The sequence below is a fragment of the Methyloradius palustris genome (genome assembly GCF_019703875.1).
Taxonomy (GTDB): domain Bacteria; phylum Pseudomonadota; class Gammaproteobacteria; order Burkholderiales; family Methylophilaceae; genus Methyloradius; species Methyloradius palustris.
On sequence record NZ_AP024110.1, the window covers coordinates 1 to 22,154 of the forward strand.

Genomic DNA, 22,154 nt, shown 5'->3' on the forward strand with positions numbered 1-22,154 from the left:
CGGTTTTGTAGCTAAGTTTCAATTAAGTCTTAGTACCCGATTTCATTCTAGATTTTGGGCTACACCGTAAATTATTACGCATTGGAGTGTCGGGTAACCGATGGAAAATTTTTGGCCTGCATGTCTTGTTCGTTTTGAACAGGAATTATCAACGCAACAATTTAATACCTGGATCAAACCTTTGCGTTGCGAGGCTGTGAACGGTTCTGTACGTTTGCTTGCACCAAACAGATTTGTACAGCAGTGGGTAAAAGACCGTTTTATGCAACGCATTCAGACGTTTGCTGAAGAAATTCTATTGCGGCCTGTGGATATTGACCTCATTCTAATTGATAAAGTTAAAGAAGAAAAAGTCGATAAGGTTAAGTCGAAAACTTCCGCTGAATCTAGCGATAATGGGTTAAACGAATTAGAGAACCTAGAGTCGTTAGTCAAAAACAGTCTAGCTAAAACCGAAAAAATCGTTGAGCCAGCTAGTAAGAAAACGACTAAAAAAACATCGACTTCTACTGTTGAATCTAACGGCCTAAACAGTGCTTTTAACTTTGACAACTATGTCACAGGCCGTGCAAATCAATTGGCCAGAGCAGCGGCTGTTCAAATTGCCAATAATCCGGGTACTGATTACAACCCACTGTTTATTTATGGGGGAGTGGGTCTAGGTAAGACGCATTTGCTGCAAGCCATAGGTAATCATCTTAAAGAGTTAAGACCTGAAGCTAAAATTCGTTACCTGCATGCAGAGCGTTATGTATCTGACGTGATTAAGGCCTATGAAAATAAGGCTTTTGATGAATTCAAGCGTCAATATCACTCTTTGGATTTATTGCTGATTGATGATATTCAATTCTTCGCCAAAAAAAGCAGGACGCAAGAAGAGTTTTTTTACGCCTTTAATTCTTTGATTGAAGCAAAAAAGCAGATTGTGATCACCTGCGATACGTACCCCAAAGAAATCGTTAACGTGGATGAGCGCCTAAGAACACGTTTTAGCTGGGGTTTAACGGTAGCAGTAGAGCCACCAGAACTTGAAATGCGTGTTGCTATCCTGCTAAAGAAAGCTGAAGAAGCTAAATTTGTATTACATGAGGATGTTGCTTTCTTCATCGCCAAACAAGTGAGATCGAGTGTTAGAGAACTTGAAGGCGCATTAAACAGAATTGTCGCAATGGCTAAGTTTACTGGCCACGCTATTGATGTGCAATTGGCAAAAGATGCTTTAAAAGACTTGATTGCAGTACGTGGCAGACAAATCACCATTGAAAACATACAAAAAACAGTGGCTGACTACTACAAGATAAAAGTAGCAGAGATGTACAGTAAAAAACGTACCCGTAATTTTGCCAGGCCAAGGCAGATAGCAATGTCTTTAGCGCGTGAATTGACTAATCATAGCTTCCCTGAAATCGGTGAAGCATTCGGTAGCCGGCACCATACAACCGTGATGCACGCCTGTGATGAAATTGAATCATTACGACAAAGTGATAATAATGTCGCACGCGACATTGCTTTTTTAACGCAGGTAATCAGGGATTAGAAGATTTAATTCAGAATAGTATTAATGGTATTTACGAATGGATAGGCTGTGCATGAAAATGTGGTTTAGTCTAAGTTTTGATATTAGGATAAAATCATCAACATTTCATCCACAACAGTTATTCTAGTTATGCAACGATGTTTTAGCTGTTTAAGTATTTGATTAAATAATGATTAATTTTTAATCCACAGAAATCCCGTACATTATTATTACTATTATTTATATATAAAATAGATTGTAAAAGATGAATATCAAAATAAACCGAGAAACGTTCTTAAAACCACTGTCTTCAGTAACTAGTATTGTAGAAAGACGTCATACGCTCCCTATCCTTTCTAATTTGCTATTAGAAGCCAAAGATAATCAGATCGTACTCACAGCCACAGATCTGGAAATGCAAATTTCTTTGTCCGTGAATACTGATATAGGTGGTAGTTTATCAACCACGATTTCTGCCAAAAAATTACTGGATATCTGTCGTTCATTACCAGATAACGCAGAAATCAATATGACTACCTCAGAAAGCCGGGTACAAGTAAAAGCGGGCAAAAGTCGTTTTAACTTACAGACCTTACCAGCCGCCGATTATCCAGTGATGACAAAGGCACAAACGGCTACATCTACTTTAATCAAGATAGGCCAAAGTTCACTTAAGCGTTTGTTTAAACAAGTTGAGTTTGCTATGGCACAGCAAGATATTCGTTATTACTTAAATGGTTTATTGTTTGAAGTATCTGGTAATCAATTGAATATCGTAGGCACAGATGGACATAGACTAAGCTTTACATCAACAGAGCTTAATCAGTCATACGAAAAGCAAGAGATCATCTTACCGCGTAAAACAGTGATAGAACTCATCAAATTACTCGATGAGAGTGATGAAGAAGTTTCTATAGAAATCACCAGCGGTCAGGTTAACTTCTCTTTTGGCGATATCAAGTTAATCTCAAAAGTGATTGATGGTAAATTCCCTGACTACACTAGAGTGATTCCAACAGGCCATCAGAACAACTTTACGATAGATCGCACCAGCATTTTATTGTCTATGCAACGTGCTTCTATCCTGTCAAACGAAAAGTATCGCGGCATCCGTATGGTTTTAGGTACAAATAGCTTGCGCTTGGTGAGCACTAATAGCGAACAAGAAGAAGCTGAAGAAGAGTTGGAAGTTAGTTACACTGGTGATTCCCTGGATATCGGCTTCAATGTTACTTACATGATTGATGTATTAAATAATGTAGATAATGAGCAAGTAATATTCTCTTTCGCTGATGCCAATAGCAGTTGCTTAGTCACAGTCCCTCAAGATAACAATTACAAATATGTAGTAATGCCAATGCGCATTTAAAAGTAGTTAAAAAGTGAGTTAAGTTACTTAACACCACATAATGTTTCACGTGAAACCAAAGCAAGACAAATAGAAAAGACAAAGCATGACTGATTACGATTCATCCAGTATTAAAATCCTTGAAGGTTTAGATGCCGTTCGCAAGCGCCCAGGCATGTACATAGGCGATACCTCTGACGGCAGCGGTTTGCACCATATGGTATTTGAAGTATTGGATAACGCGATTGATGAAGCGTTAGCAGGTCACTGTGATGACATCAAGATCATTATTCATCCTGATAACTCGATTAGTGTTTCAGATAATGGTCGCGGCATTCCTACAGATATTAAGACTGATGATAAGCATGAGCCTAAGCGCTCAGCGGCTGAAATTGTGATGACAGAGCTGCACGCTGGAGGCAAGTTTGACCAGAATTCATACAAGGTTTCTGGCGGCCTGCATGGTGTAGGCGTTTCCGTAGTAAATGCTTTGTCTGACTGGTTAAAGTTAAAGATTTACCGTGCAGGTAAAGTACACCAAATGGAATTCAAGCGTGGCGTTCCTGTTTCACCACTTGTAATTACTGGCACCAGCGAAAAGCGTGGTACTGAAGTACATTTTCTGGCCTCAGTTGAAACTTTTGTTTTAGTGGAATATCACTTTGAGATTTTGGCCAAGCGCATTCGTGAACTCTCATTCTTAAATAACGGCGTCAAGATTGAGTTGATAGACCAACGCCCGAATGGAAAATCAGAAAACTTTGCTTACTCAGGCGGCGTAAAAGGCTTTGTTGAATACATGAACCGCACCAAGTCGGTTTTGCATCCCAAAACTTTCTACGCAATCGGTGAAAAAGATGGCATGACGGTAGAAGTCGCTATGCAATGGAATGACTCATATAGCGAAACAGTTCAATGTTTTACCAATAACATTCCACAACGCGATGGTGGTACCCACTTAACTGGGCTGCGCACCGCGATGACACGTACGCTGAATCAATACATCGAGCAAAGCGAACAAGCGAAGAAGGCAAAGGTTGAAACAACGGGTGATGATATGCGTGAAGGCATTACTTGCGTGTTATCAGTAAAAGTGCCAGACCCCAAGTTTTCATCACAAACCAAAGACAAGCTAGTTTCTTCAGAGGTACAGCCTGTCGTATCTGAAGTGGTATCCGCTAAATTGGCTGAGTTCCTCCAAGAAAACCCGATTGATGCCAAAATTATCTGCGGCAAGATCGTAGATGCAGCTCGTGCGCGTGAAGCAGCCCGTAAGGCACGTGAAATCACCCGCCGTAAAGGCGCTATGGACACCATGGGCTTGCCTGGCAAGCTTGCAGATTGCCAGGAGAAAGACCCAGCGCTTTGTGAGCTCTACCTAGTCGAGGGTGATTCTGCAGGCGGTTCGGCCAAACAAGGGCGTGATCGTAAGAATCAAGCGATTCTGCCACTCAAAGGTAAAATCCTGAATGTAGAAAAAGCACGTTTTGATAAATTATTATCTTCGCAAGAAATTACCACCCTAATTACAGCGCTTGGTACAGGGATAGGTAAAGATGATTTCAGTGTAGAAAAGCTGCGTTATCACCGCATCATCATCATGACCGATGCTGACGTTGACGGTGCCCACATCCGTACTTTATTGCTGACATTCTTCTACCGCCAGATGACAGAGCTGGTTGAGCGCGGCCACATCTATATTGCCCAACCACCGCTCTACAAAGTGAAACAGGGCAGGGATGAGCGCTACCTTAAAGATGAGCATGAATTGGATGAGTACCTCTTGCAATCTGCATTAAAAGGCGCAGAACTGCTTACTAAAGAAGGTGGCGAAACCTTAACAGGCGAGCCATTGGCAGCCATTGCCAAACAAATGGTGCTCACAGAAGCCGTGATTCGCCGTTTAGTCTCGCTCTATGATGAAAGTGTATTGCGTGCCCTACAAGATATCCCAGATATCGCTGAGCTAGACTTGAACACCAAAGAGGGTGCTGAAAAAGCAGCCGCACAATTACGCCCATTACTCGGCCATACAGGCAGTGAAGTCATTGTCGGCTTTAACCAGGAAACTGAAAGCTATAGGCTGGAAGTAAATAAATATGTACACGGCAATTTACAGTGTTGCGTGATTGACTCTGATTTCCTCGCTAGCGGCGATTACCGCCAAATCAGCCGTATCTCTATCATGTTGCAAGGGTTGATCGGCGCAGGCGCATTAATCAAGCGTGGTGAAAAAGAGCAATCAGTCAGCACCTTCAAGGCAGCACTTGATTGGCTGCTCGGTGAAGCCAAGCATAACTTGGGTATTCAGCGTTACAAAGGCCTGGGTGAAATGAACCCAGAGCAACTTTGGGAAACCACTATGGACCCTAAGGTACGCCGCCTGCTGAAAGTGCAGATTGACGATGCGATTGCCGCAGATGAAATCTTCACAACGTTGATGGGTGATCAGGTTGAGCCACGCCGTGCATTTATTGAAAACAATGCACTGGGTGTGAATAATCTGGATATTTAAGCAATGTAACAAGCAAACAGAAAAGGCTCGTACAGAGCCTTTTCTGTTTTTTAGCGCTGGGTGTTTTCAGTCAACCCAATCTGTTACAAAATAGGCCAATACAAAAACAATTACTCAAGGCAATAACACTCCATGTTTGAACAAACCTTTAAGAGTATCGACAACATCCTGCGTATCGATGAAGGCGTTGCTACCGAGCTCGATTACACCGAGCAGACCTCATGGATACTGTTTTTAAAATACCTTGATGCTCTGGAAGTAAAAAAAGCCGACGAGGCAGTACTACTAGGTAAGAGTTATCAACCCATTATAGATACCCCATATCAATGGAACACATGGGCAGCGCCCAAGACAGCCGATGGCAAGTTTGACCATAACAACGCTTTAACAGGCGATGACCTCACCAACTTTGTGAACACCAAGCTATTTAGCTATTTAAAAGGCTTTAAGCAGCGTGCTACCAGCTATCAAACCATCGAATACAAAATTGGTGAGATATTTGATGAGATCACCAACCGCATCAAGAGCGGCTATAAATTGCGTGAGATTATCGAGCGCGTAGATGAGTTGCGCTTTAACACGCAGGCCGAAAAGCACGAGTTATCAAGCCTGTACGAAGATAAAATCAAGCGCATGGGCAATGCCGGGCGCAATGGCGGCGAATACTACACACCGCGCCCGCTGATTCGCGCCATGATTCAGGTGATACAACCCAAGATAGGCCAGACTATCTACGACGGTGCAGTGGGTAGCGCAGGCTTTTTGTGCGAGGCGTACGAATACCTCAGAAGTACCGACAACCTTAGCACCAGCGATCTAGCCATGCTGCACACCAACACGTTTTATGGCAAAGAGAAAAAGAGCCTAGCGTATGTCATTGCCATCATGAACATGATTTTGCATGGCATAGAAGCGCCCAATCTTCTCCACACCAACACGCTCACCGAGAATATCAACGATATTCAGGAAAAAGACCGTTACGATATTATCCTCGCCAACCCACCGTTTGGCGGCAGTGAAGATAAGCAGATACAACAGCCTTTCCCCATTAAAACTGGTGAAACCGCGTTTCTATTCCTGCAGCATTTTATTAAGAGCCTCAAAGCCGGTGGCCGCGCCGCCGTGGTGATTAAAAACACCTTTTTAAGTAATACCGATAATGCCTCGGTAAGCCTACGCAAGTTGTTACTAGAGAGCTGCAACCTGCATACGGTGCTCGATTGCCCAGGTGGTACCTTTCAAGGTGCAGGCGTTAAAACCGTGGTGCTGTTCTTTGAAAAAGGCGCGCCTACTCGCAATACTTGGTTTTACCAGCTAGAGCCAGGTCGGAATATGGGCAAAACCAACCCGCTCAATGACGCCGATTTAGCAGAGTTTGTAGAACTGCAAAAAAGTTTTGCTGACTCAGCCAAAAGCTGGCGGGTGCCATTCAGCGATATCAACACGGATACTTATGATTTATCGGTGAAAAACCCGAATGGCAATGAAGCTGTGGCGCATCGTAGCCCGCAGGCGATTATGGAAGAAATAGCCTTGCTGGATGCTGAAAGTGCAGAAGTATTGGCGGGGATTAAGGCGTTGTTATGAGTTTTTCGGTTTATATTTTGCGCTGTGCAGATCATAGCTATTACACAGGCCATACCGATAATCTTGAGCAACGCATAGCTCAACACAATCAAGGATACTTTCCTACTTGTTACACATACAAGCGTAGGCCTGTAGAGTTGGTATTTATTCAAAATTTCGCAACAAGAGAAGAGGCATTAGACTCAGAGCAACAAATAAAAGGATGGAGCCGAAAAAAGAAAGAGGCCATGATGCATGGCGATTGGGCAGAAGTTTCTCGCCTAGCAAAATGCACAACCCCCGTTCGCCCTGAGCTTGTCGAAGGGCAATGTGGTTCGACAAGCTCACCACGAGCGGATGGGGAACATTTATGAAGGCTGAGTGGCAATTAAAAACACTTGGGGAAGTTTGTGAAGTTGTAAACGGAGGCACGCCTAAAACAGGTGTTGATGAATATTGGGGTAATGAGCATTTGTGGATTACGCCAGCCGAAATGGGAAGAAGAGCAACTCCATATGTTAACGATACAGAGAGAAAAATTACCTCTCAAGGTTTAAAAAATAGTTCGGCTAGGCTTTTACCGCCTAACTCAGTAATACTTTCATCAAGAGCGCCTATAGGCCATTTGGTTATTAATACAAAACCAATGGCAACGAATCAGGGCTGCAAAGGCTTGGTGCCAAACGACGGATTAGCGCATAAGTATTTATTCTATTTTTTAATGGTAAATATTGATTTGCTTAATGATTTGGGAAGCGGAGCGACCTTCAAAGAGCTTTCTGGTGGCAAGCTAAAAGAAGTCAAAATACGATTGGCTCCGCCACCAGAACAACAACGCATCGTAGCCATACTCGACAAAACTTTTGAGGGTATTGCCAAAGCCCGCGCAAATGCAGAACAAAACCTGCAAAACGCTCGCGCCTTGTTTGAAAGTCATCTGCAATCCGTATTCACTCAGCGCGGTTTGGGTTGGAGCGAGAAGAAAATTGGTGATGTATGTGATTTAGTTAACGGATTTGCATTCAAGAGTTCTGATGTTGTTGATACTTCGCAAACTCAATTAGTCAGAATGGGGAATCTGTATGGCAATAATTTAAGTCTCGACAGAAGCCCTGTTTTTTACCCAGATAATTTTTCTGAAATCTATCGTAATTATCTTTTAGTTGAAGATGATTTAATTATGTCGCTCACGGGCACAACAGGTAAAGAGGATTATGGCTATACGGTAAAAATACCAAAGTGTAGCCATGCGCTTTTAATGAATCAGCGTATCGTTAAATTTGAAATATTGAATGCAGAGGTAATTAATCGAAACTTTCTAATGTATTACCTACGTTCTAGAGTTTTTCTAGACAAACTTTACTTAACCGCGAATGGAACGCGTCAAGCGAATTTATCTAGCCTAGTAATTAAAACGCTACCATTACCAATTTGCTCCACCGAAAAACAGCTATCTATTACAACAAAACTAGATGTGATTTGTAAAGAAACGCAACGCCTAGAAATCCTCTACCAACGCAAAATCACATGCCTCGATGAACTCAAAAAGTCGCTCTTGCAACAAGCTTTTGCTGGCGAGTTATAGGGTTTTATTTCGTCATTCCCATGTAAATGGGAATCCATCTTAAAGCTTTTAAAGTCCAAATAGATTCCCGTTTACACGGGAATGACGCGTAGATATGTATAGAAAACGCTATTTTTTATACATATCAAACACGACGTGATAAGAAAAATGAAAAATCTATACATGTCGATGAATCTGAAAAGTATCGCCACATCAACTGTATGTGTCGATACGGACGACATATTATGCATATGTGTCGATAGAATTGAAAAACATCGACATAAAAAATTGACGTGTCGATAGCATCGACATATACTCAACATGTGTCGATAAAACTTTAAAATGCAAACATGAGCTCTCTATCCTGGCAAGCTGATCAACCTTATCTGGCACTACCTAGGCTACCACCACAGGCGGATATTGAGAGTAAGTTGATTTTAAAACAATGCATTACAGCGCGCGCAGCGCTGGCGGAGCTTAAGCAGGCTGCGGAGCTGATACCTAATCAGGCAGTGTTAATTAATACCTTGCCGCTGTTAGAAGCGGGTGCTAGCTCTGAAATTGAAAACATTGTTACGACGACAGATAAGCTTTTTCAACATTTGCGCAATGAAGACCAGGCTGATCCAGCCACCAAAGAAGCTTTACGCTATAGCAGAGCGCTATTCGAGGGCTTTAAAGCGCTTAATCAATACCCTTTAAGTACCCGCACCATAGAAGAAATCTGTACCCAAATTAAGGGCGTGCAGATGAATGTGCGCCGTGTATCTGGCACTGCACTGAGCAACCATAAAACTGGTGAAGTGATTTATACGCCACCAGTAGGCGAAGATGTGCTGCGCACTATGCTGGCTGACTGGGAGCGTTTTTTACACAACGCGATTGATATAGACCCATTAATACGCATGGCAGTGGCACATTATCAGTTTGAGGCGATACACCCTTTTACTGATGGCAATGGCAGAACTGGACGTATCGTCAATAGCCTGTTCCTGATTCAAGAGGGTTTGCTCACCTTGCCGATTTTGTATTTAAGTCGCTATATCATTCAAAACAAGGCTGATTATTATCGATTGCTGTTGCAGGTGACACGCGAGCAGGATTGGGAATCGTGGATATTGTATGTACTGAAAGGCGTAGAAGAAACCGCAACCTGGACAACGGCCAAGATTGCGGCCATGAAAGCCTTGAATGAACATACCGTAGAATTTGTGCGGCAGAAATTGCCCAAGATTTATAGCTATGAGCTGGTGAACCTGATTTTTGAGTTGCCTTACTGCCGTATTAGCAGCTTGGTCGAGGCTGGCATTGCTAAGCGCCAGGCGGCGTCTGTTTATTTAAAGCAGTTGGTCGAGATAGGCGTATTGATTGAAGCGCCAGTCACGAAGGAGAAGTTATTTATTCACCCCAAGCTCATGCAGTTGCTATCAAAGGATAGCAATGAGTTTCAGCGATACCAATAACCAAAATGAATGAAGCCGAAACCCGTGCCGAGCTGATAGACCCTGCGCTTAAAACCGCTGGTTGGGGCGTAGTGGAAGGCAGCTATATCAAGCGTGAGCACATCACGCTGGGGCGTCTGCAGGGCGGCGGCAAGCGGAGCAACCAAGAAATCGCCGACTATGTGCTGGTATATAAAAACCACAAGCTGGCGGTGATAGAGGCAAAAGCTTTTGATAAGCCTTACACCGAAGGCGTGGCGCAAGCAAAGACCTACGCGAAAAAACTGGGCAGCCGCTTTGCTTTTGCCACCAACGGCCAGCGCATTTACGGCATTGATATGCAAACGGGCAAAGAGGCTGATGTAGCGATCTACCCGAGCCCGGAAGCGTTATGGCAGCAAACCTTTGCCGAACAAAATGCATGGCGTGATGCCTTTGGCGAAATTCCGTTTGAAGATAAAGGCGGCACCTGGAGTGCGCGTTACTACCAACATAACGCCATAGAAGCAGTGCTTGAGGCGATAGCCAATAATCAGCAGCGGATATTGCTGACACTGGCGACGGGTACAGGCAAAACCTTTATTGCATTTCAATTGGCGTGGAAGCTGTTTTATAGCCGCTGGAACCTGAGCCGCGAGCTAGACCACGAAAAACAGCGCAGGCCGCGCATTTTGTTTTTGGCCGACCGTAATATTCTGGCCGACCAGGCTTATAACGCGTTTTCAGCCTTCCCAGATGATGCCTTGGTGCGTATTGCGCCAGATGAAATCAGCAAAAAAGGCCGCGTACCTAAAAACGGCAGTATCTTCTTTACGATATTCCAGACCTTTATGAGCGGGCTGGGTGCGGATGGTGAGCCTGCCCCCTATTTTGGCGAGTACCCGCCCGACTTTTTCGATTTCATCATCATCGACGAGTGCCATCGTGGTGGTGCCAATGATGAAGGTAACTGGCGCAGCATACTGAAGTATTTCAGCCCTGCAGTGCAGTTGGGCTTAACAGCCACGCCCAAGCGCAAAGACAATGTGGATACTTATGCGTATTTCGGCGAGCCTGTCTATGTTTATTCGCTGAAAGAGGGCATTAACGATGGCTTTTTAACGCCGTTTAAACTGAGACAATTCGCTACCACGCTGGATGAATATATCTATAGCCCAGGCGATGGCATCGTGGTGCAAGGTGAGGTGGTGCCCGGCAAGTTATATAAAGAGGGCGATTTTAATCGCGTTATCAAGATTGCTGCGCGTGAACAATACCGTGTGAAACTGCTGATGGATTTGATTAACCAAGGCGAAAAGACGCTGGTATTTTGTGCCACGCAAGAGCATGCCCTGGAAGTGCGCGACTACATCAATCAAATCAAAACCAGCAAGGATCCGGAATATTGCGTGCGAGTGACTGCGGCAGATGGCGCGCTCGGCGACCAGTATCTAAAGGCGTTTCAAGATAACGATAATACGATACCTACTATTTTGACTACCTCGCAGAAGCTTTCTACCGGCGTGGATGCACGCAATGTGCGCAATATTGTGCTATTTCGCGAGGTAAATAGCATGATTGAGTTCAAGCAGATCATCGGGCGCGGTACACGATTATTTGATGGCAAGGATTACTTTACGATTTATGACTTTGTAAAAGCGCATCATCATTTTAGTGACCCGGAATGGGATGGTGAGCCAGACCCAGTCGAGCCAACTGAGCAATCAGAAAAGACTAGAGGCGCAAGTCAAGCCGAGCAACCACGAGCACCTTATGTGCCTGAGCCACGACCAGAGAAAATCCTCATTAAGTTATCCGATGGTAAAACCCGCCAGATACAACACATGATGGCAACCAGCTTTTGGGGTGCTGATGGCAAACCGATGTCCGCAGCACAGTTTTTGGAAAGTTTGTTTGGCGTACTGCCCGAATTTTTCAAAGATGAAGACGTGTTGCGCGAGATTTGGAGCCAGCCGGAAACCAGAAAAAAACTGTTGGAAGGCTTGGGCGAAAGAGGGTTTGGATTACCCATACTGGCTGAGATGCAGAAGATTATTGATGCTGAGCAAAGTGATTTATACGATGTATTAGCCAATGTTGCCTTTGCGCTACCGCCGCTAAGCCGAGATACAAGAGCTAGCGAAGCTAAAACTAAAGTCCACCAGAAGTTTGCAGACAAGCAGGCTGAGTTTATCGACTTTGTGCTTGGGCAATATGTGAAACAAGGCGTGGAAGAGTTGAGCCAAGAAAAGCTAAAAGACTTGCTGGAGCTACGTTATCAATCGATTCACGATGCTACCCAAGTGCTAGGTAACCCCAATGAGATCAGGCAGCTGTTTGTAGACTTTCAGCAATATCTTTATCTCTAGTAAAACATAGCTTTAAGAAGTTACTCATTATCAATTTTGAGTCTTTTGGCTATGAACTAAGGCTTGTGAAAAATCATACAAAACAAAAGGTGAAACTAAGTTAAGCGAACTAGGGTCGTAAGTTTTCTTATATTCAACCGACATATACAAATAACAAAACGCAATCTTGTTACTATTTACAAGACTGCAATGAATGAGGTTGTCTCCATGTCGAACTTACTACGTACGGCTTTTATCAATACCCGCCAGAAAACGATAGCACTGGCTGAGCCTTTGTCAGAAGCTGATATGACAATCCAGGCGGCAGAGTTTGTGAGCCCTGGCAAATGGCACTTGGCGCATACCAGCTGGTTTTTTGAAGAGTTCATGTTGCGGCCGCTTGGTATCAGTTTTGTTCAAAGTGAGTCATACCGGTTTTTATTCAACTCTTATTATGAAACGATAGGCAAACGCCAGCCACAATATGCACGTGGCTTGATTACACGCCCAGCACTGGCCGAAGTCTTGGAATATCGCGAGGCCGTTAATCAGGCCGTTCTGAAATTGATAAACGCAGGCTTGGATAATCACCAGCTAGAAATACTGGAAATCGGCATCAACCACGAACAGCAGCACCAGGAGCTGTTCTTAACTGACATTTTGTATAACTTGGCACAAAACCCTTTGTACCCTGCGTACATACCAGCCCCACAAGACGTAATAAAGAAAAATGTAGCCCACAGCACAGATTCAGTAATAACGTTCGCTGGTGGGCTCTGTAGTATCGGGCATGAGGCATCTGGTTTTAGTTTTGACAACGAGTTGCCGAGTCATCTAGTATTTTTGCAGCCTTACGGTTTAAGCCGCCATTTAGTGACTAATGCTGAGTGGGTTGAGTTTATTGAAGATGGCGGCTACCAAACACCCTTACTTTGGCTGGCGGATGGCTGGAAAAAGCTTAAAGAAGAAGATTGGCAGATGCCTTTGTATTGGCAAAAACAGGACGAATATCTTGCATATGGTTTGCATGGGCTGCGTGCGCTGGATTTACAAGCACCTGTAAGCCACATCAGTTTTTTTGAGGCCGATGCTTTTGCGCGTTGGGCTGGTAAACGTCTGCCTACCGAGGCAGAGTGGGAAGTCGCAGCGCGCACTTCGGACCCAGAGTCTGAATTACAAGATCTTTATCAGTCTGTATGGCAATGGACGGCGAGCCCTTATGTGGCTTACCCAGGTTTTAAAGCCGCTACTGGTGCAGTGGGCGAATACAACGGCAAGTTTATGAATGGGCAGTATGTATTGCGCGGCTCTTCATTTGCTACACCAGCAAGCCATGCGCGCGTGAGTTACCGCAATTTTTTCTATCCGCATCAACGTTGGCAATTTAACGGTTTGCGTTTGGCCGAAGCAGCCTGATTATTATGAATAAAATGACCGAAATACCGCAGATCACCAACCAAGCGTTTCTACAGGACGTGCTGGATGGCCTTTCGCAAAAGCAGAAAACGTTGCCATGCAAATGGTTCTATGATGAAACGGGTTCACAGCTATTTGAAGCCATTACAAAAACGCGTGAATACTATCCAACCCGTGTGGAAACGCGTTTGTTGCAACAAGCTGCGCTCGAACTCACAAGCTTGATTCCAGAACTACAGGTATTGATAGAGCCTGGTAGTGGCGCCAGTGTGAAAACGCGAGCGCTGCTGCAAACGCAAGCCCAACTGAAGCACTACATACCGATTGATATTTCAGCAGAGTTTTTGCAGGCGGTTGCCGCGCAGTTGCAAGCAGATTTCCCGCAGATTAATACTGTGCCTGTCGTTGGCGATTTCAGCATGGATATGCCAACGATTGATTGGCATGGCATAGCTAAAACAGGTGATTGCGTAGTGTTTTTCCCTGGCTCTACTATTGGAAATTTTTCTCCAGAAGAAGCAAGTAAGCTACTCAGCGACTTTCACCAACTGGCTGGCGAGCATGCGATTAGCAAAAAAAAGTGGCTGCTAATTGGGGTAGACAGCACGCAAAATACAGCGCAGTTAGTGAATGCTTACAATGACGCAGCGGGGATTACAGCAGCCTTTAACAAAAACTTATTGGTGCGTGCTAACCAAGAGTTGCAAGCAAATTTTGAGCTTGATCAGTTTAAACACGAGGCTAGATTTAATCCTGTAGAAAGTCGTATCGAGATGCACCTTGTCAGTTTACAAAAGCAAGTTGTAGAGATTGCTGGCTCAAGCTTTGTGTTTGAATCAGGTGAAAGCATTTTGACTGAAAACTGTTACAAATACGCCCAGCCGCGCTTTCTTGAAATGGCGCAAAAAAGCGGTTGGCAAAGCGTTAAAACTTGGCAGGATCAACAAGAGTCAGAGTTTTGCCTGTTTCTTTTCAGGGCATCTGCGCCCTAGGTTTACTTAGTGACTTCGACACCCTTCCAGAATGCCACGTAGCCAGTGATGTTCTTCGCTGCTTCTTTGGGCTCTGGATAATACCAAGCTGCATTTGCGTTGGTTTTGCCATTCACGACTACATCAAAATAATGGGCTACGCCTTTCCAGCTGCATATGGTGGTATGCGCGCTTTCTTTAAAGAACTCACTCTTGATCGCTGATCTGGGGAAATACACATTATTTTCAACCATCTCAAACTCATCACTATTTGCGATTACCTGACCGTTCCATGTTGCTTGTGCCATAAGAATTCCTTTTAATAGCTAGTTGTCCAAAGTTTGAAAAGCTTGTTCCAGATCAGTGATTAAATCTTGAGTGTCTTCAAGCCCAATATAAAACCTGACCAAGCACCCTTCATAGGCATAACCAGCATGCATTTGGTTCCGCAAGTAGGGAATAGCCAAGCTTACAGCGCCACCCCAACTAAAGCCTAAATGAAATAACTGCAATGATTCAACAAAACGATCTATCTGCACCTGGGTAATTTCAGGCTTAAACACGATTGAAAACAAGCTGGCTGCAGCACTGAAGTCTCTTGCCCAAATGTTATGGCCAGGCGCGCCAGGCAGAGCGGGGTGCAGTACTGCTTCAATCAGGGGTTGCTGTTGTAGCTTTGCTGCAATCGTACGTGCTGACTGGTCTTGCACGCGGTAGCGCAATGGGTAGTGCGGCAGGCTGCGTAAAATCAAATGGCAATCTTCAGGGCTAACACCCAAGCCAAGCTTGATCTGCATTTCGCGCAGTTGCTGATAGATGGAGTCACTCTCTACCGTGATGCTACCCATCATCACATCGCTACCACCAGACTGGTATTTGGTCAGGGCTTGAATAACGATATCCGCACCCAGCTCAAAAGCAGGCAAGGCAATGCCTGCAGCCCAAGTAGCATCAATCGCGACCAATACGCCATGCGCATGGGCAATCTTTGCTAAAGCAGGTAAATCCGCCACTTCCATCGTGACCGAGCCTGGAGTTTCAATCCAAAGTAGCTTGGTATTTTCCTTAATCACCAGGTTTTCAGGGTGCGCAGGATCATAAAAATCAAGTTCCACGTGAAACTGTGATTGCAGGCTACGTAAAAAAGTAAGCCCGGGCTCATAGCTATTACTGGGCATCAAAACGCGGTCACCAGATTTCAGCAAGGCGAGCAGGGTGGTACTGATGGCGGATAACCCAGAAGGTAATAACATGGCGTGAGGTACACCATCAATCATGGCTAGTTGTTCTTCCAGTTTGCGCGTGGTGGGGGTGCCTAACAAACCGTAGGTATATTGATTTTTATCAAGCCAGTCGCGTTTGCGCAGCTTTTCTACGGTATCAAACACCACGGTAGAAGCGCGTTCCACAGGCGTAGTCAGGCTTTTTAATGATGTTTTTTGTGAAAAGTCTGGTTGAACCAGTTGTGTCCAGCGGGATAGTTTTCGAGACATGATGTAAACCAATCAGAAATTCAGTAACGTAAGATTCAAGTGAACTATATGGTAATCCATTTTAAATGGACTAAGACCCAGATATGCTTATCGCATAAGCTTTATGGCACACTATCGTCAGAGGCAGATTAAATGACACCTATCAAAACATTCATACAACCATTCCAGATTCTGTTCAACAAGATCAGTGCGCTTTATGGCAAAAGCTTTATCTGGTCGATTATTGTGGTACTTGGCATTAGCCTGTTTGTCTGTGTACTGGTATTTACCTTTTTCAATTCTGCAGCGCCTACTACTTTGACGATAGTAAGCGGCCCTGATGGCAGTATTTTCAGAAAAACGGCTGATAAATACAAAGTGATTCTGGAAAAACAGGGCATCAAAGTCAAAATTATTCCGTCGGATGGCTCCAGTGATAATCTGGACATTCTGATGAACCCGAAAATCAAGGTAGATGTTGGTTTTGTACAAGGCGGTTCGCTAGAAGATAAGACCGATAAACCAGAAAACCTGTTATCTCTAGGCAGTATTTCTTACCAGCCGTTGATGATTTTTTATCGCGGAGAACCAAAAACCCTGATTTCTGAGTTTAAAGGTAAGCGTATTGATATTGGCGAAGATGGAAGTGGTACGCATTCGCTGGCCATTGCCTTATTAAAAGCCAATGGCATTAATACGGATGATAGCAAATACCTGATAGAAAAATATCCAGGCAACGCTGTGCGTGCCTTACTAGATAACCATATCGATGCTATTTTTGTGATGGGTGATTCAGCCTCGCTAGAATTAATCCAGAAGTTGATACAAACTCCGGGCATTCAGTTGTTTAACTTTGTGCAGGCCGATGCATATGCGCGCCGCATCAAATATTTGAATAAGATCCAGATACCAGAAGGGGCGCTTGACCTAGGTAAAAATATCCCAGAAAACGACATTTCCCTGATTGCGCCAACGGTGGAATTAATTGCTAGAGATACTTTGCATCCCGCCCTGTCTGACATGTTGCTAGAGGCTGCAAAAGAGGTACACGGTACAGCGGGTTTAACAAGAAAAGCAGGCGAATTCCCTTCGCCTGTAGAGCATGAGTTTAAGATCAGCCCAGATGCAGCGCGCTATTATGCTTCTGGTAAAAGCTTTTTGTACCGTAACTTTCCATTCTGGATGGCAAGCCTGATTAACCGCATGTTGGCAGTAATTGTGCCCATAGCCTTGTTATTAATACCAAGCTTGAGAATCGCACCAGCAGTTTATCGTTGGCACATGCAATCGCGGATTTATCCTTGGTATAAAGCTTTGCTAGAGCTTGAGCGTGATGCATTTTCTGCCAAGGCGGATGAAAGCAAACGCGAGGCATTAATAAAGCAACTGGATTACATTGAAGCATCGGTGAACAAGATCAAAATCCCTGCGACATTTGGTGATTTGTTTTATGGCTTGCGTGGCCACATTAGCTTTGTACGCCAGCGCTTACTTGCCGAACAACAAACAGTGGATACGTAAAATTACTTATAAAGACTTATTTTTGGCAGCCGTTAACAATTTAAAAGCTTTTTAGTTAAGTGCAATATTTAGTTAAACACAAGGGAATGCAGTTATGGCATCTAGAATTTCTGTTGAGGCGCTAAATGCTTATAGACAAGGTATATTTGCAGGTAAGCAGCGTTTAAGATCTAAAGCCCCAGAAAGTATTTCTTCATATTTGATCGGCTTATGGCAACAAGGGCATTCCGTTGGCCTGCAGATGCCAGCAACAAAGCCTTTACCTCCTAAAAATCTTACCGAAGAAAATCAGCCTGTTTCAGAAAATCTGCCACACCTTGCAGATTTCTTGAATGAAGATGTAGCAAAAGAGGCTATGGCTGAAGAGTCAGCCAAGCAAAACAAAACTCAAGAGGCAGTAGATAAAACCCACGAGTTATATGGCTTTACAGCAGAGCTGGCAACATAACTAAACTCTTCGGCATTATCGGCATTGCGCATTTTTAAAAGGGCCTAATCGTTTAATCCAGCCTTCCCCGGGCGATATTTGTGCGCAAATACGATGCGCATTCAACTTACTTTCCCATATATACCAAGCAGCAGGTTCAGCTTGGCTGATAGTCGTAAACCAGAACAGACAAAGTAAAAGCCCAGCGTGGGTTTTCATTAGCACTCCTCATGTCTCACAAACTATAAAATCTATCAGAGTGGCATTCAAGCTTATAATTCTGCAAACCCATTAAATGAAAGTCAAAGCATGTCCAAGATTGTCGTCGAGCATCAACCATCTGTGAGCCGTTTAGAAACCTTAGGTGTTAGCAAATGGCCTACCTGGCAAAAAGAAGTATCAGTATTCCCTTGGTTTTTCCCAGAGCAGGAAATTGCTTATATTCTTGAAGGCGAATGCGTGATTACGCCAGAGGGTGGCGAGCCAGTAAAGTTTGGCAAGGGCGATCTGGTGACTTTCCCGGCAGAGATGTCAGCCAGCTGGGAAGTGGTGCAACCATTGCACAAACATTATCAGTTAGATGGTAGCTTTATTGGCAGAATTGCGCGCCGCGTTAAACGTGCTTTAAAACTCTAGTGATTTGGCATGCTCTTGAAGCACGCCATTTAATGCATTAATTTGAAGAGTTATTTTAAGGATTAGTGGCGTTAATAGCTTTGATAATTTTGTCGGTAATGTCGGCATCTTTACCTACGTAAGCAGCGCTGCCATAAAAGATCAGGTCGTAACCTTCGTTGGCGGCGACTGTTGCTACCGCTTTATTCACGCGGTCTTGCAGGTTAGACATTTCCTCGTTTTTTCTCTGGTTAAAATCTTCAGAGAGCTCTCTTTGCTTGCGCTCAAAATCAATCTGCATCGTGCTTAATTCTTGCGATCTCTTGCGGCGGTCAGTTTCAGACATGGTGGCTAGATCTTTATCCATACTGGCTTGTTTATCTGCAATCTGTTTTTTGAGTTTATCCAGGTCTGCATTGCGCGGACTAAATTCGTTTTGCAGCTTTTTACCTGCCTCTAAAGAGATAGGTGATTGCATGATTTTATCAATCTGCACGTAACCCATTTTGGTGACATCTGCTTTGGCAACCGCAGTGATTGATGTGAATGCAAGTATCAAGAGGCAGGGGAGTAATTTTTTCAAAGCATGCTCTCAGTGTATAAAGTTTAGGCAGCAAAACTATATCAAACGATATAGCTAGTTTAATAAAGGTTAAACGCAGATTACTGTAATCGAGATGACACAGACAAGTAAATTTTTGTATCGTGCCTGATTATTGAACTAAGCTTCTGTGGTTTTAAGCTTTAGATATGGTGACAGGCACATAGGATGTGCCTGTTTGACTGGATTTAAATATAAGGCTGATTAAACGCCGTGGTCTTTCAACCAGTCACGCGTGAGTTTCCAAGCATAAGTGGCTGCGGTTTTATCATAAGTCGGGCGGTAATCGGCATTAAAGCCATGATTGACGCCAGGGAACACAATAATCTCAGAGCCACTTCCAGATTTGCTGATACCAGCCTGCATTTTATCGATGGCAGGAGCGGTGATCATAGAGTCATTACCCGCATACAAGCCTAATACAGGTACTTTTAGTGTTCCAGCGATATCGACCGGGTCGTTGGCCTTGATGTCACTTTTCATGCCGTCTAACAGGCCGTAATAGGCAACGCCTGCTTTTACCGCTGGATTATGTTTGGCATACAACCAAGTGGTGCGGCCACCCCAGCAGTAGCCTACGATGCCGACCTTTTCGCCATTCGCAGAGCCGCTCGCTTTAGCAAAAGCCAATGTGGCATCAAGGTCAGACATCACTTGGTCATCAGGGACTTTAGCCACCACGGTAGAGAGTATTTCACCAATATCCGTCATCTTAGAAACATCACCCTGACGTGCAAAGAGCTCAGACGCAATGGCGTAGTAACCCAGCTTGGCAAAGCGGCGGCACATATCTTTGATATGCTCATGCACACCAAAAATCTCTTGTGAGACTAATATCACGGGGTATTTACCAGGCTTTGCTGGCATGGCGCGGTAAGCCGGGATTTTGCCATCGCTCACAGGAATACTCACTTCACCAGCCACTAGGCCGCTGCTGTCAGTGACAATCGTATCTGCCATCACAGGTTGCGTCGCCACGGCAAAACCAACTGCCAGTGAGGTCATGATAAAACCACGGCGGGTAAAGCCCTCTGGCTGGGTTTCTACAACTGAATTTTGAACATCAATCGGTTTAAGACCAAATTCGGATAGTTTCATGAGTTTCCTTGATTAAAAGACAGAGAATAAAAGCTCTGAGCATCTTAAAAGCAGCAAGTTTAATTAAGTTAACAAAATTGGATTAAGTGCTCTGGAATCTCGATTAATTCTGTTTCGTTATCCTGAAGCTGCTTATTTTTGGAGAGTAACAGGAGCTTACTGAGGTAATCACTAAGCCTTAGCGTTTCTCCCAGCGCTGAAACAGGTGAATCCTCTAATGCCTGTATCAATGTTTCAGGAAATTGCCATTCTTTCGCAATTTTGCAGGTGAGCTTTTTAGAAGTACGAATCAAGCCATCATAAAATTCAGGTGAGCCGATAGCATCAAGGCTGTTGGTCATCTGGTCCACGATACGCAGAGCAACAATTAAACCGATGTATTGCATGAGGCCCGCAAGAAACGCATCAAGCGGATTCGTTGAAGATGCGATGGCCATTTTTCGGTTGATGGCAGCAGAGGCTTCAGAGTGTTTCCATAGTATGGGCCCACAAGTTTTTGTAAAGGCACCATCGCTTATATTGATAATCGGCTTAAATGCCACGCTCGTAATCAATTGACGTAAGCCATTTTGGCCAAGAATCACTACTGCCTGCTCTATGCTTTTGACTTCTTCTCGCGAATTTTTCATTGCTGCACTAGCCAGTCGTGTGACTGCTTCTACAAGCACGATGTCTTGTGAGAGTTTTTTTGCGACATCTGTCACAGAAAAGTTTTCATTTTTTAAGGTCTGCAAAACCTGCGGTATCAAGCCTGGCATTCTTTTAACCAGTTGCGAACTGAGTTGGTCAGAATGCAAGGTTTCGTCCAAGATGCCCAAGATTTCTGTTTCTTTTGCATTTAATGTGGGTAAATGATGGGGAAACAGCCATCGATAAAACAACGTATCGACTAATTCATACTGTGCAGATGAAACATCGGCTGATGGCGCTGTTTCATTTGTGTCTATGTGGAGCGCCTGTTCAGGCTTTTCGACTAAAGGCGGTGGCAAGCTAATAGTAACGGCACTGATTTTGGGGTTGTTGAATAGGCGTTTATATAGCCCATAAATGCTACCGTATCTACTCACCGTCAATCCCCGTTGTTATTATTTAGGTGCTAACTATTTGTTTTTTCTACATTCTAATATCATTTTTAATCAAATGTTGGTCTTAAGTAGTGATTTAAATAGCAATTAGATATGCAGCGCTGCATTAAGCATATCAATCACCTCTGCCCAATCAGCATCGTTCAGAATCTCGTCCCTGAGAAATGCCTTCTGCGAATCTGTCCAGAAAGCGGCATCTGCCAATGGCAAACCGTGCGGCAGAGGGCTATGGGTTGCAATAAACTGGCTGATCGAAGCTTCGTCAGAGGGCAAACCGAGTTGATCAAACAGATTTGGCATGGTGTGCATGAGGCTATCCATAGAGTTTCCTTATAAAATTCACAAGCGTATGGAGAAAAATATTACTCTTCCACAAGCGAGGATGATAGAAAGCATTTATGAATATCGATTTAAAAAAGGCAGTATCAGCTGCATTGAACGGCGACTGGACGGCCGCCCATGAAATAGCGCAGGAGTCAGATGAGCAGATTGCCTGCTGGATACATGCGGTGCTGCACAAAATAGAAGGCGACGAAAGCAATAGCCGCTATTGGTATAGCCGTGCGCGAAAACGCTATGAAGATTTCGCAGATAGCAGCAGCGAGCTCAAGGCGATTGCCAAGTTCTTAGAGAAAAAGTCACTGGAAAATCAGTAACTCTCGAGCATACT

Annotated in this window: 21 protein-coding genes; 14 read left to right on the forward strand and 7 right to left on the reverse strand. The window is 44.1% G+C overall.

Features of this window, described 5'->3' with window-relative positions:
- The first annotated feature begins 100 nt into the window (after window positions 1-100).
- The 10 genes from dnaA to egtD all read left to right on the forward strand — a co-directional run bounded on the left by dnaA (window position 101) and on the right by egtD (window position 14,686).
- Complete coding sequence (gene dnaA, locus ZMTM_RS00005; RefSeq protein WP_221764326.1) at window positions 101-1,537, forward strand: chromosomal replication initiator protein DnaA; 1,437 nt, start codon at window positions 101-103, stop codon at window positions 1,535-1,537.
- A gap of 244 nt (window positions 1,538-1,781) precedes the next feature.
- On the forward strand, window positions 1,782-2,885 hold the full coding sequence (dnaN, locus tag ZMTM_RS00010) for a DNA polymerase III subunit beta (protein WP_221764327.1): 1,104 nt from the start codon (window positions 1,782-1,784) through the stop codon (window positions 2,883-2,885).
- 85 nt (window positions 2,886-2,970) lie between these two features.
- Window positions 2,971-5,379, forward strand: a complete 2,409-nt coding sequence (gene gyrB, locus ZMTM_RS00015; protein WP_221764328.1) for a DNA topoisomerase (ATP-hydrolyzing) subunit B — start codon at window positions 2,971-2,973, stop codon at window positions 5,377-5,379.
- A 132-nt stretch (window positions 5,380-5,511) separates the two neighbouring features.
- Window positions 5,512-6,966: a class I SAM-dependent DNA methyltransferase gene (locus ZMTM_RS00020; RefSeq protein ID WP_221764329.1), complete on the forward strand. Its 1,455-nt coding sequence runs from the start codon at window positions 5,512-5,514 to the stop codon at window positions 6,964-6,966.
- On the forward strand, window positions 6,963-7,319 hold the full coding sequence (locus ZMTM_RS00025; protein WP_221764330.1) for a GIY-YIG nuclease family protein: 357 nt from the start codon (window positions 6,963-6,965) through the stop codon (window positions 7,317-7,319). The genes ZMTM_RS00020 and ZMTM_RS00025 overlap by 4 nt, the downstream gene beginning before the upstream one ends.
- The gene (locus tag ZMTM_RS00030) at window positions 7,316-8,530 is read left to right on the forward strand and encodes a restriction endonuclease subunit S (RefSeq protein WP_221764331.1); all 1,215 of its coding nucleotides are present in this window, start codon (window positions 7,316-7,318) and stop codon (window positions 8,528-8,530) included. Before ZMTM_RS00025 ends, ZMTM_RS00030 begins: the two co-directional genes overlap by 4 nt.
- A 329-nt stretch (window positions 8,531-8,859) precedes the next feature.
- Window positions 8,860-9,972 carry a protein adenylyltransferase Fic gene (gene fic, locus ZMTM_RS00035; protein ID WP_221764332.1) on the forward strand — a complete coding sequence of 371 codons (1,113 nt, stop codon included), beginning with the start codon at window positions 8,860-8,862 and terminating at the stop codon, window positions 9,970-9,972.
- 5 nt (window positions 9,973-9,977) lie between these two features.
- Window positions 9,978-12,299: an EcoAI/FtnUII family type I restriction enzme subunit R gene (hsdR, locus tag ZMTM_RS00040; RefSeq protein WP_221764333.1), complete on the forward strand. Its 2,322-nt coding sequence runs from the start codon at window positions 9,978-9,980 to the stop codon at window positions 12,297-12,299.
- Window positions 12,300-12,506: 207 nt separating this feature from the next.
- Window positions 12,507-13,694: an ergothioneine biosynthesis protein EgtB gene (gene egtB, locus ZMTM_RS00045; protein ID WP_225907044.1), complete on the forward strand. Its 1,188-nt coding sequence runs from the start codon at window positions 12,507-12,509 to the stop codon at window positions 13,692-13,694.
- A 5-nt stretch (window positions 13,695-13,699) separates the two neighbouring features.
- A complete protein-coding gene (gene egtD / locus ZMTM_RS00050) occupies window positions 13,700-14,686 on the forward strand; it encodes an L-histidine N(alpha)-methyltransferase (RefSeq protein ID WP_221764335.1) in 987 nt (328 codons plus the stop codon).
- A gap of 2 nt (window positions 14,687-14,688) precedes the next feature.
- Here egtD and ZMTM_RS00055 read toward each other — a convergent pair whose 3' ends face one another.
- The gene (locus tag ZMTM_RS00055) at window positions 14,689-14,973 is read right to left on the reverse strand and encodes a DUF427 domain-containing protein (RefSeq protein ID WP_221764336.1); all 285 of its coding nucleotides are present in this window, start codon (window positions 14,971-14,973) and stop codon (window positions 14,689-14,691) included.
- An 18-nt stretch (window positions 14,974-14,991) separates the two neighbouring features.
- Entirely contained in the window at window positions 14,992-16,158 is a 1,167-nt protein-coding gene (locus ZMTM_RS00060) for an aminotransferase class I/II-fold pyridoxal phosphate-dependent enzyme (RefSeq protein ID WP_221764337.1), read from the reverse strand.
- A gap of 132 nt (window positions 16,159-16,290) precedes the next feature.
- On the opposite strand from ZMTM_RS00060, the gene ZMTM_RS00065 reads away from it, so the two are divergent.
- The gene (locus tag ZMTM_RS00065) at window positions 16,291-17,658 is read left to right on the forward strand and encodes a TAXI family TRAP transporter solute-binding subunit (protein WP_221764338.1); all 1,368 of its coding nucleotides are present in this window, start codon (window positions 16,291-16,293) and stop codon (window positions 17,656-17,658) included.
- A 94-nt stretch (window positions 17,659-17,752) separates the two neighbouring features.
- A complete protein-coding gene (locus ZMTM_RS00070) occupies window positions 17,753-18,106 on the forward strand; it encodes a hypothetical protein (protein ID WP_221764339.1) in 354 nt (117 codons plus the stop codon).
- A 15-nt stretch (window positions 18,107-18,121) separates the two neighbouring features.
- Here ZMTM_RS00070 and ZMTM_RS00075 read toward each other — a convergent pair whose 3' ends face one another.
- On the reverse strand, window positions 18,122-18,304 hold the full coding sequence (locus ZMTM_RS00075) for a hypothetical protein (protein ID WP_221764340.1): 183 nt from the start codon (window positions 18,302-18,304) through the stop codon (window positions 18,122-18,124).
- A 90-nt stretch (window positions 18,305-18,394) separates the two neighbouring features.
- Between ZMTM_RS00075 and ZMTM_RS00080 the strand changes: the two genes are divergently transcribed.
- Window positions 18,395-18,721: a cupin domain-containing protein gene (locus ZMTM_RS00080; RefSeq protein WP_221764341.1), complete on the forward strand. Its 327-nt coding sequence runs from the start codon at window positions 18,395-18,397 to the stop codon at window positions 18,719-18,721.
- 55 nt (window positions 18,722-18,776) lie between these two features.
- Here ZMTM_RS00080 and ZMTM_RS00085 read toward each other — a convergent pair whose 3' ends face one another.
- From ZMTM_RS00085 to ZMTM_RS00100, 4 genes are all read right to left on the reverse strand, one after another.
- Window positions 18,777-19,283, reverse strand: coding sequence for an OmpH family outer membrane protein (locus tag ZMTM_RS00085; protein WP_225907045.1), 507 nt, complete (start codon window positions 19,281-19,283; stop codon window positions 18,777-18,779).
- A 222-nt stretch (window positions 19,284-19,505) separates the two neighbouring features.
- Complete coding sequence (locus tag ZMTM_RS00090; RefSeq protein ID WP_221764342.1) at window positions 19,506-20,399, reverse strand: dienelactone hydrolase family protein; 894 nt, start codon at window positions 20,397-20,399, stop codon at window positions 19,506-19,508.
- Window positions 20,400-20,467: 68 nt separating this feature from the next.
- A complete protein-coding gene (locus ZMTM_RS00095; protein ID WP_221764343.1) occupies window positions 20,468-21,466 on the reverse strand; it encodes an HDOD domain-containing protein in 999 nt (332 codons plus the stop codon).
- Between the two features lie 105 nt (window positions 21,467-21,571).
- On the reverse strand, window positions 21,572-21,805 hold the full coding sequence (locus tag ZMTM_RS00100) for a DUF2789 domain-containing protein (protein WP_221764344.1): 234 nt from the start codon (window positions 21,803-21,805) through the stop codon (window positions 21,572-21,574).
- A 77-nt stretch (window positions 21,806-21,882) separates the two neighbouring features.
- On the opposite strand from ZMTM_RS00100, the gene ZMTM_RS00105 reads away from it, so the two are divergent.
- Complete coding sequence (locus ZMTM_RS00105) at window positions 21,883-22,140, forward strand: hypothetical protein (RefSeq protein ID WP_221764345.1); 258 nt, start codon at window positions 21,883-21,885, stop codon at window positions 22,138-22,140.
- The last annotated feature ends 14 nt before the right edge of the window (window positions 22,141-22,154 follow it).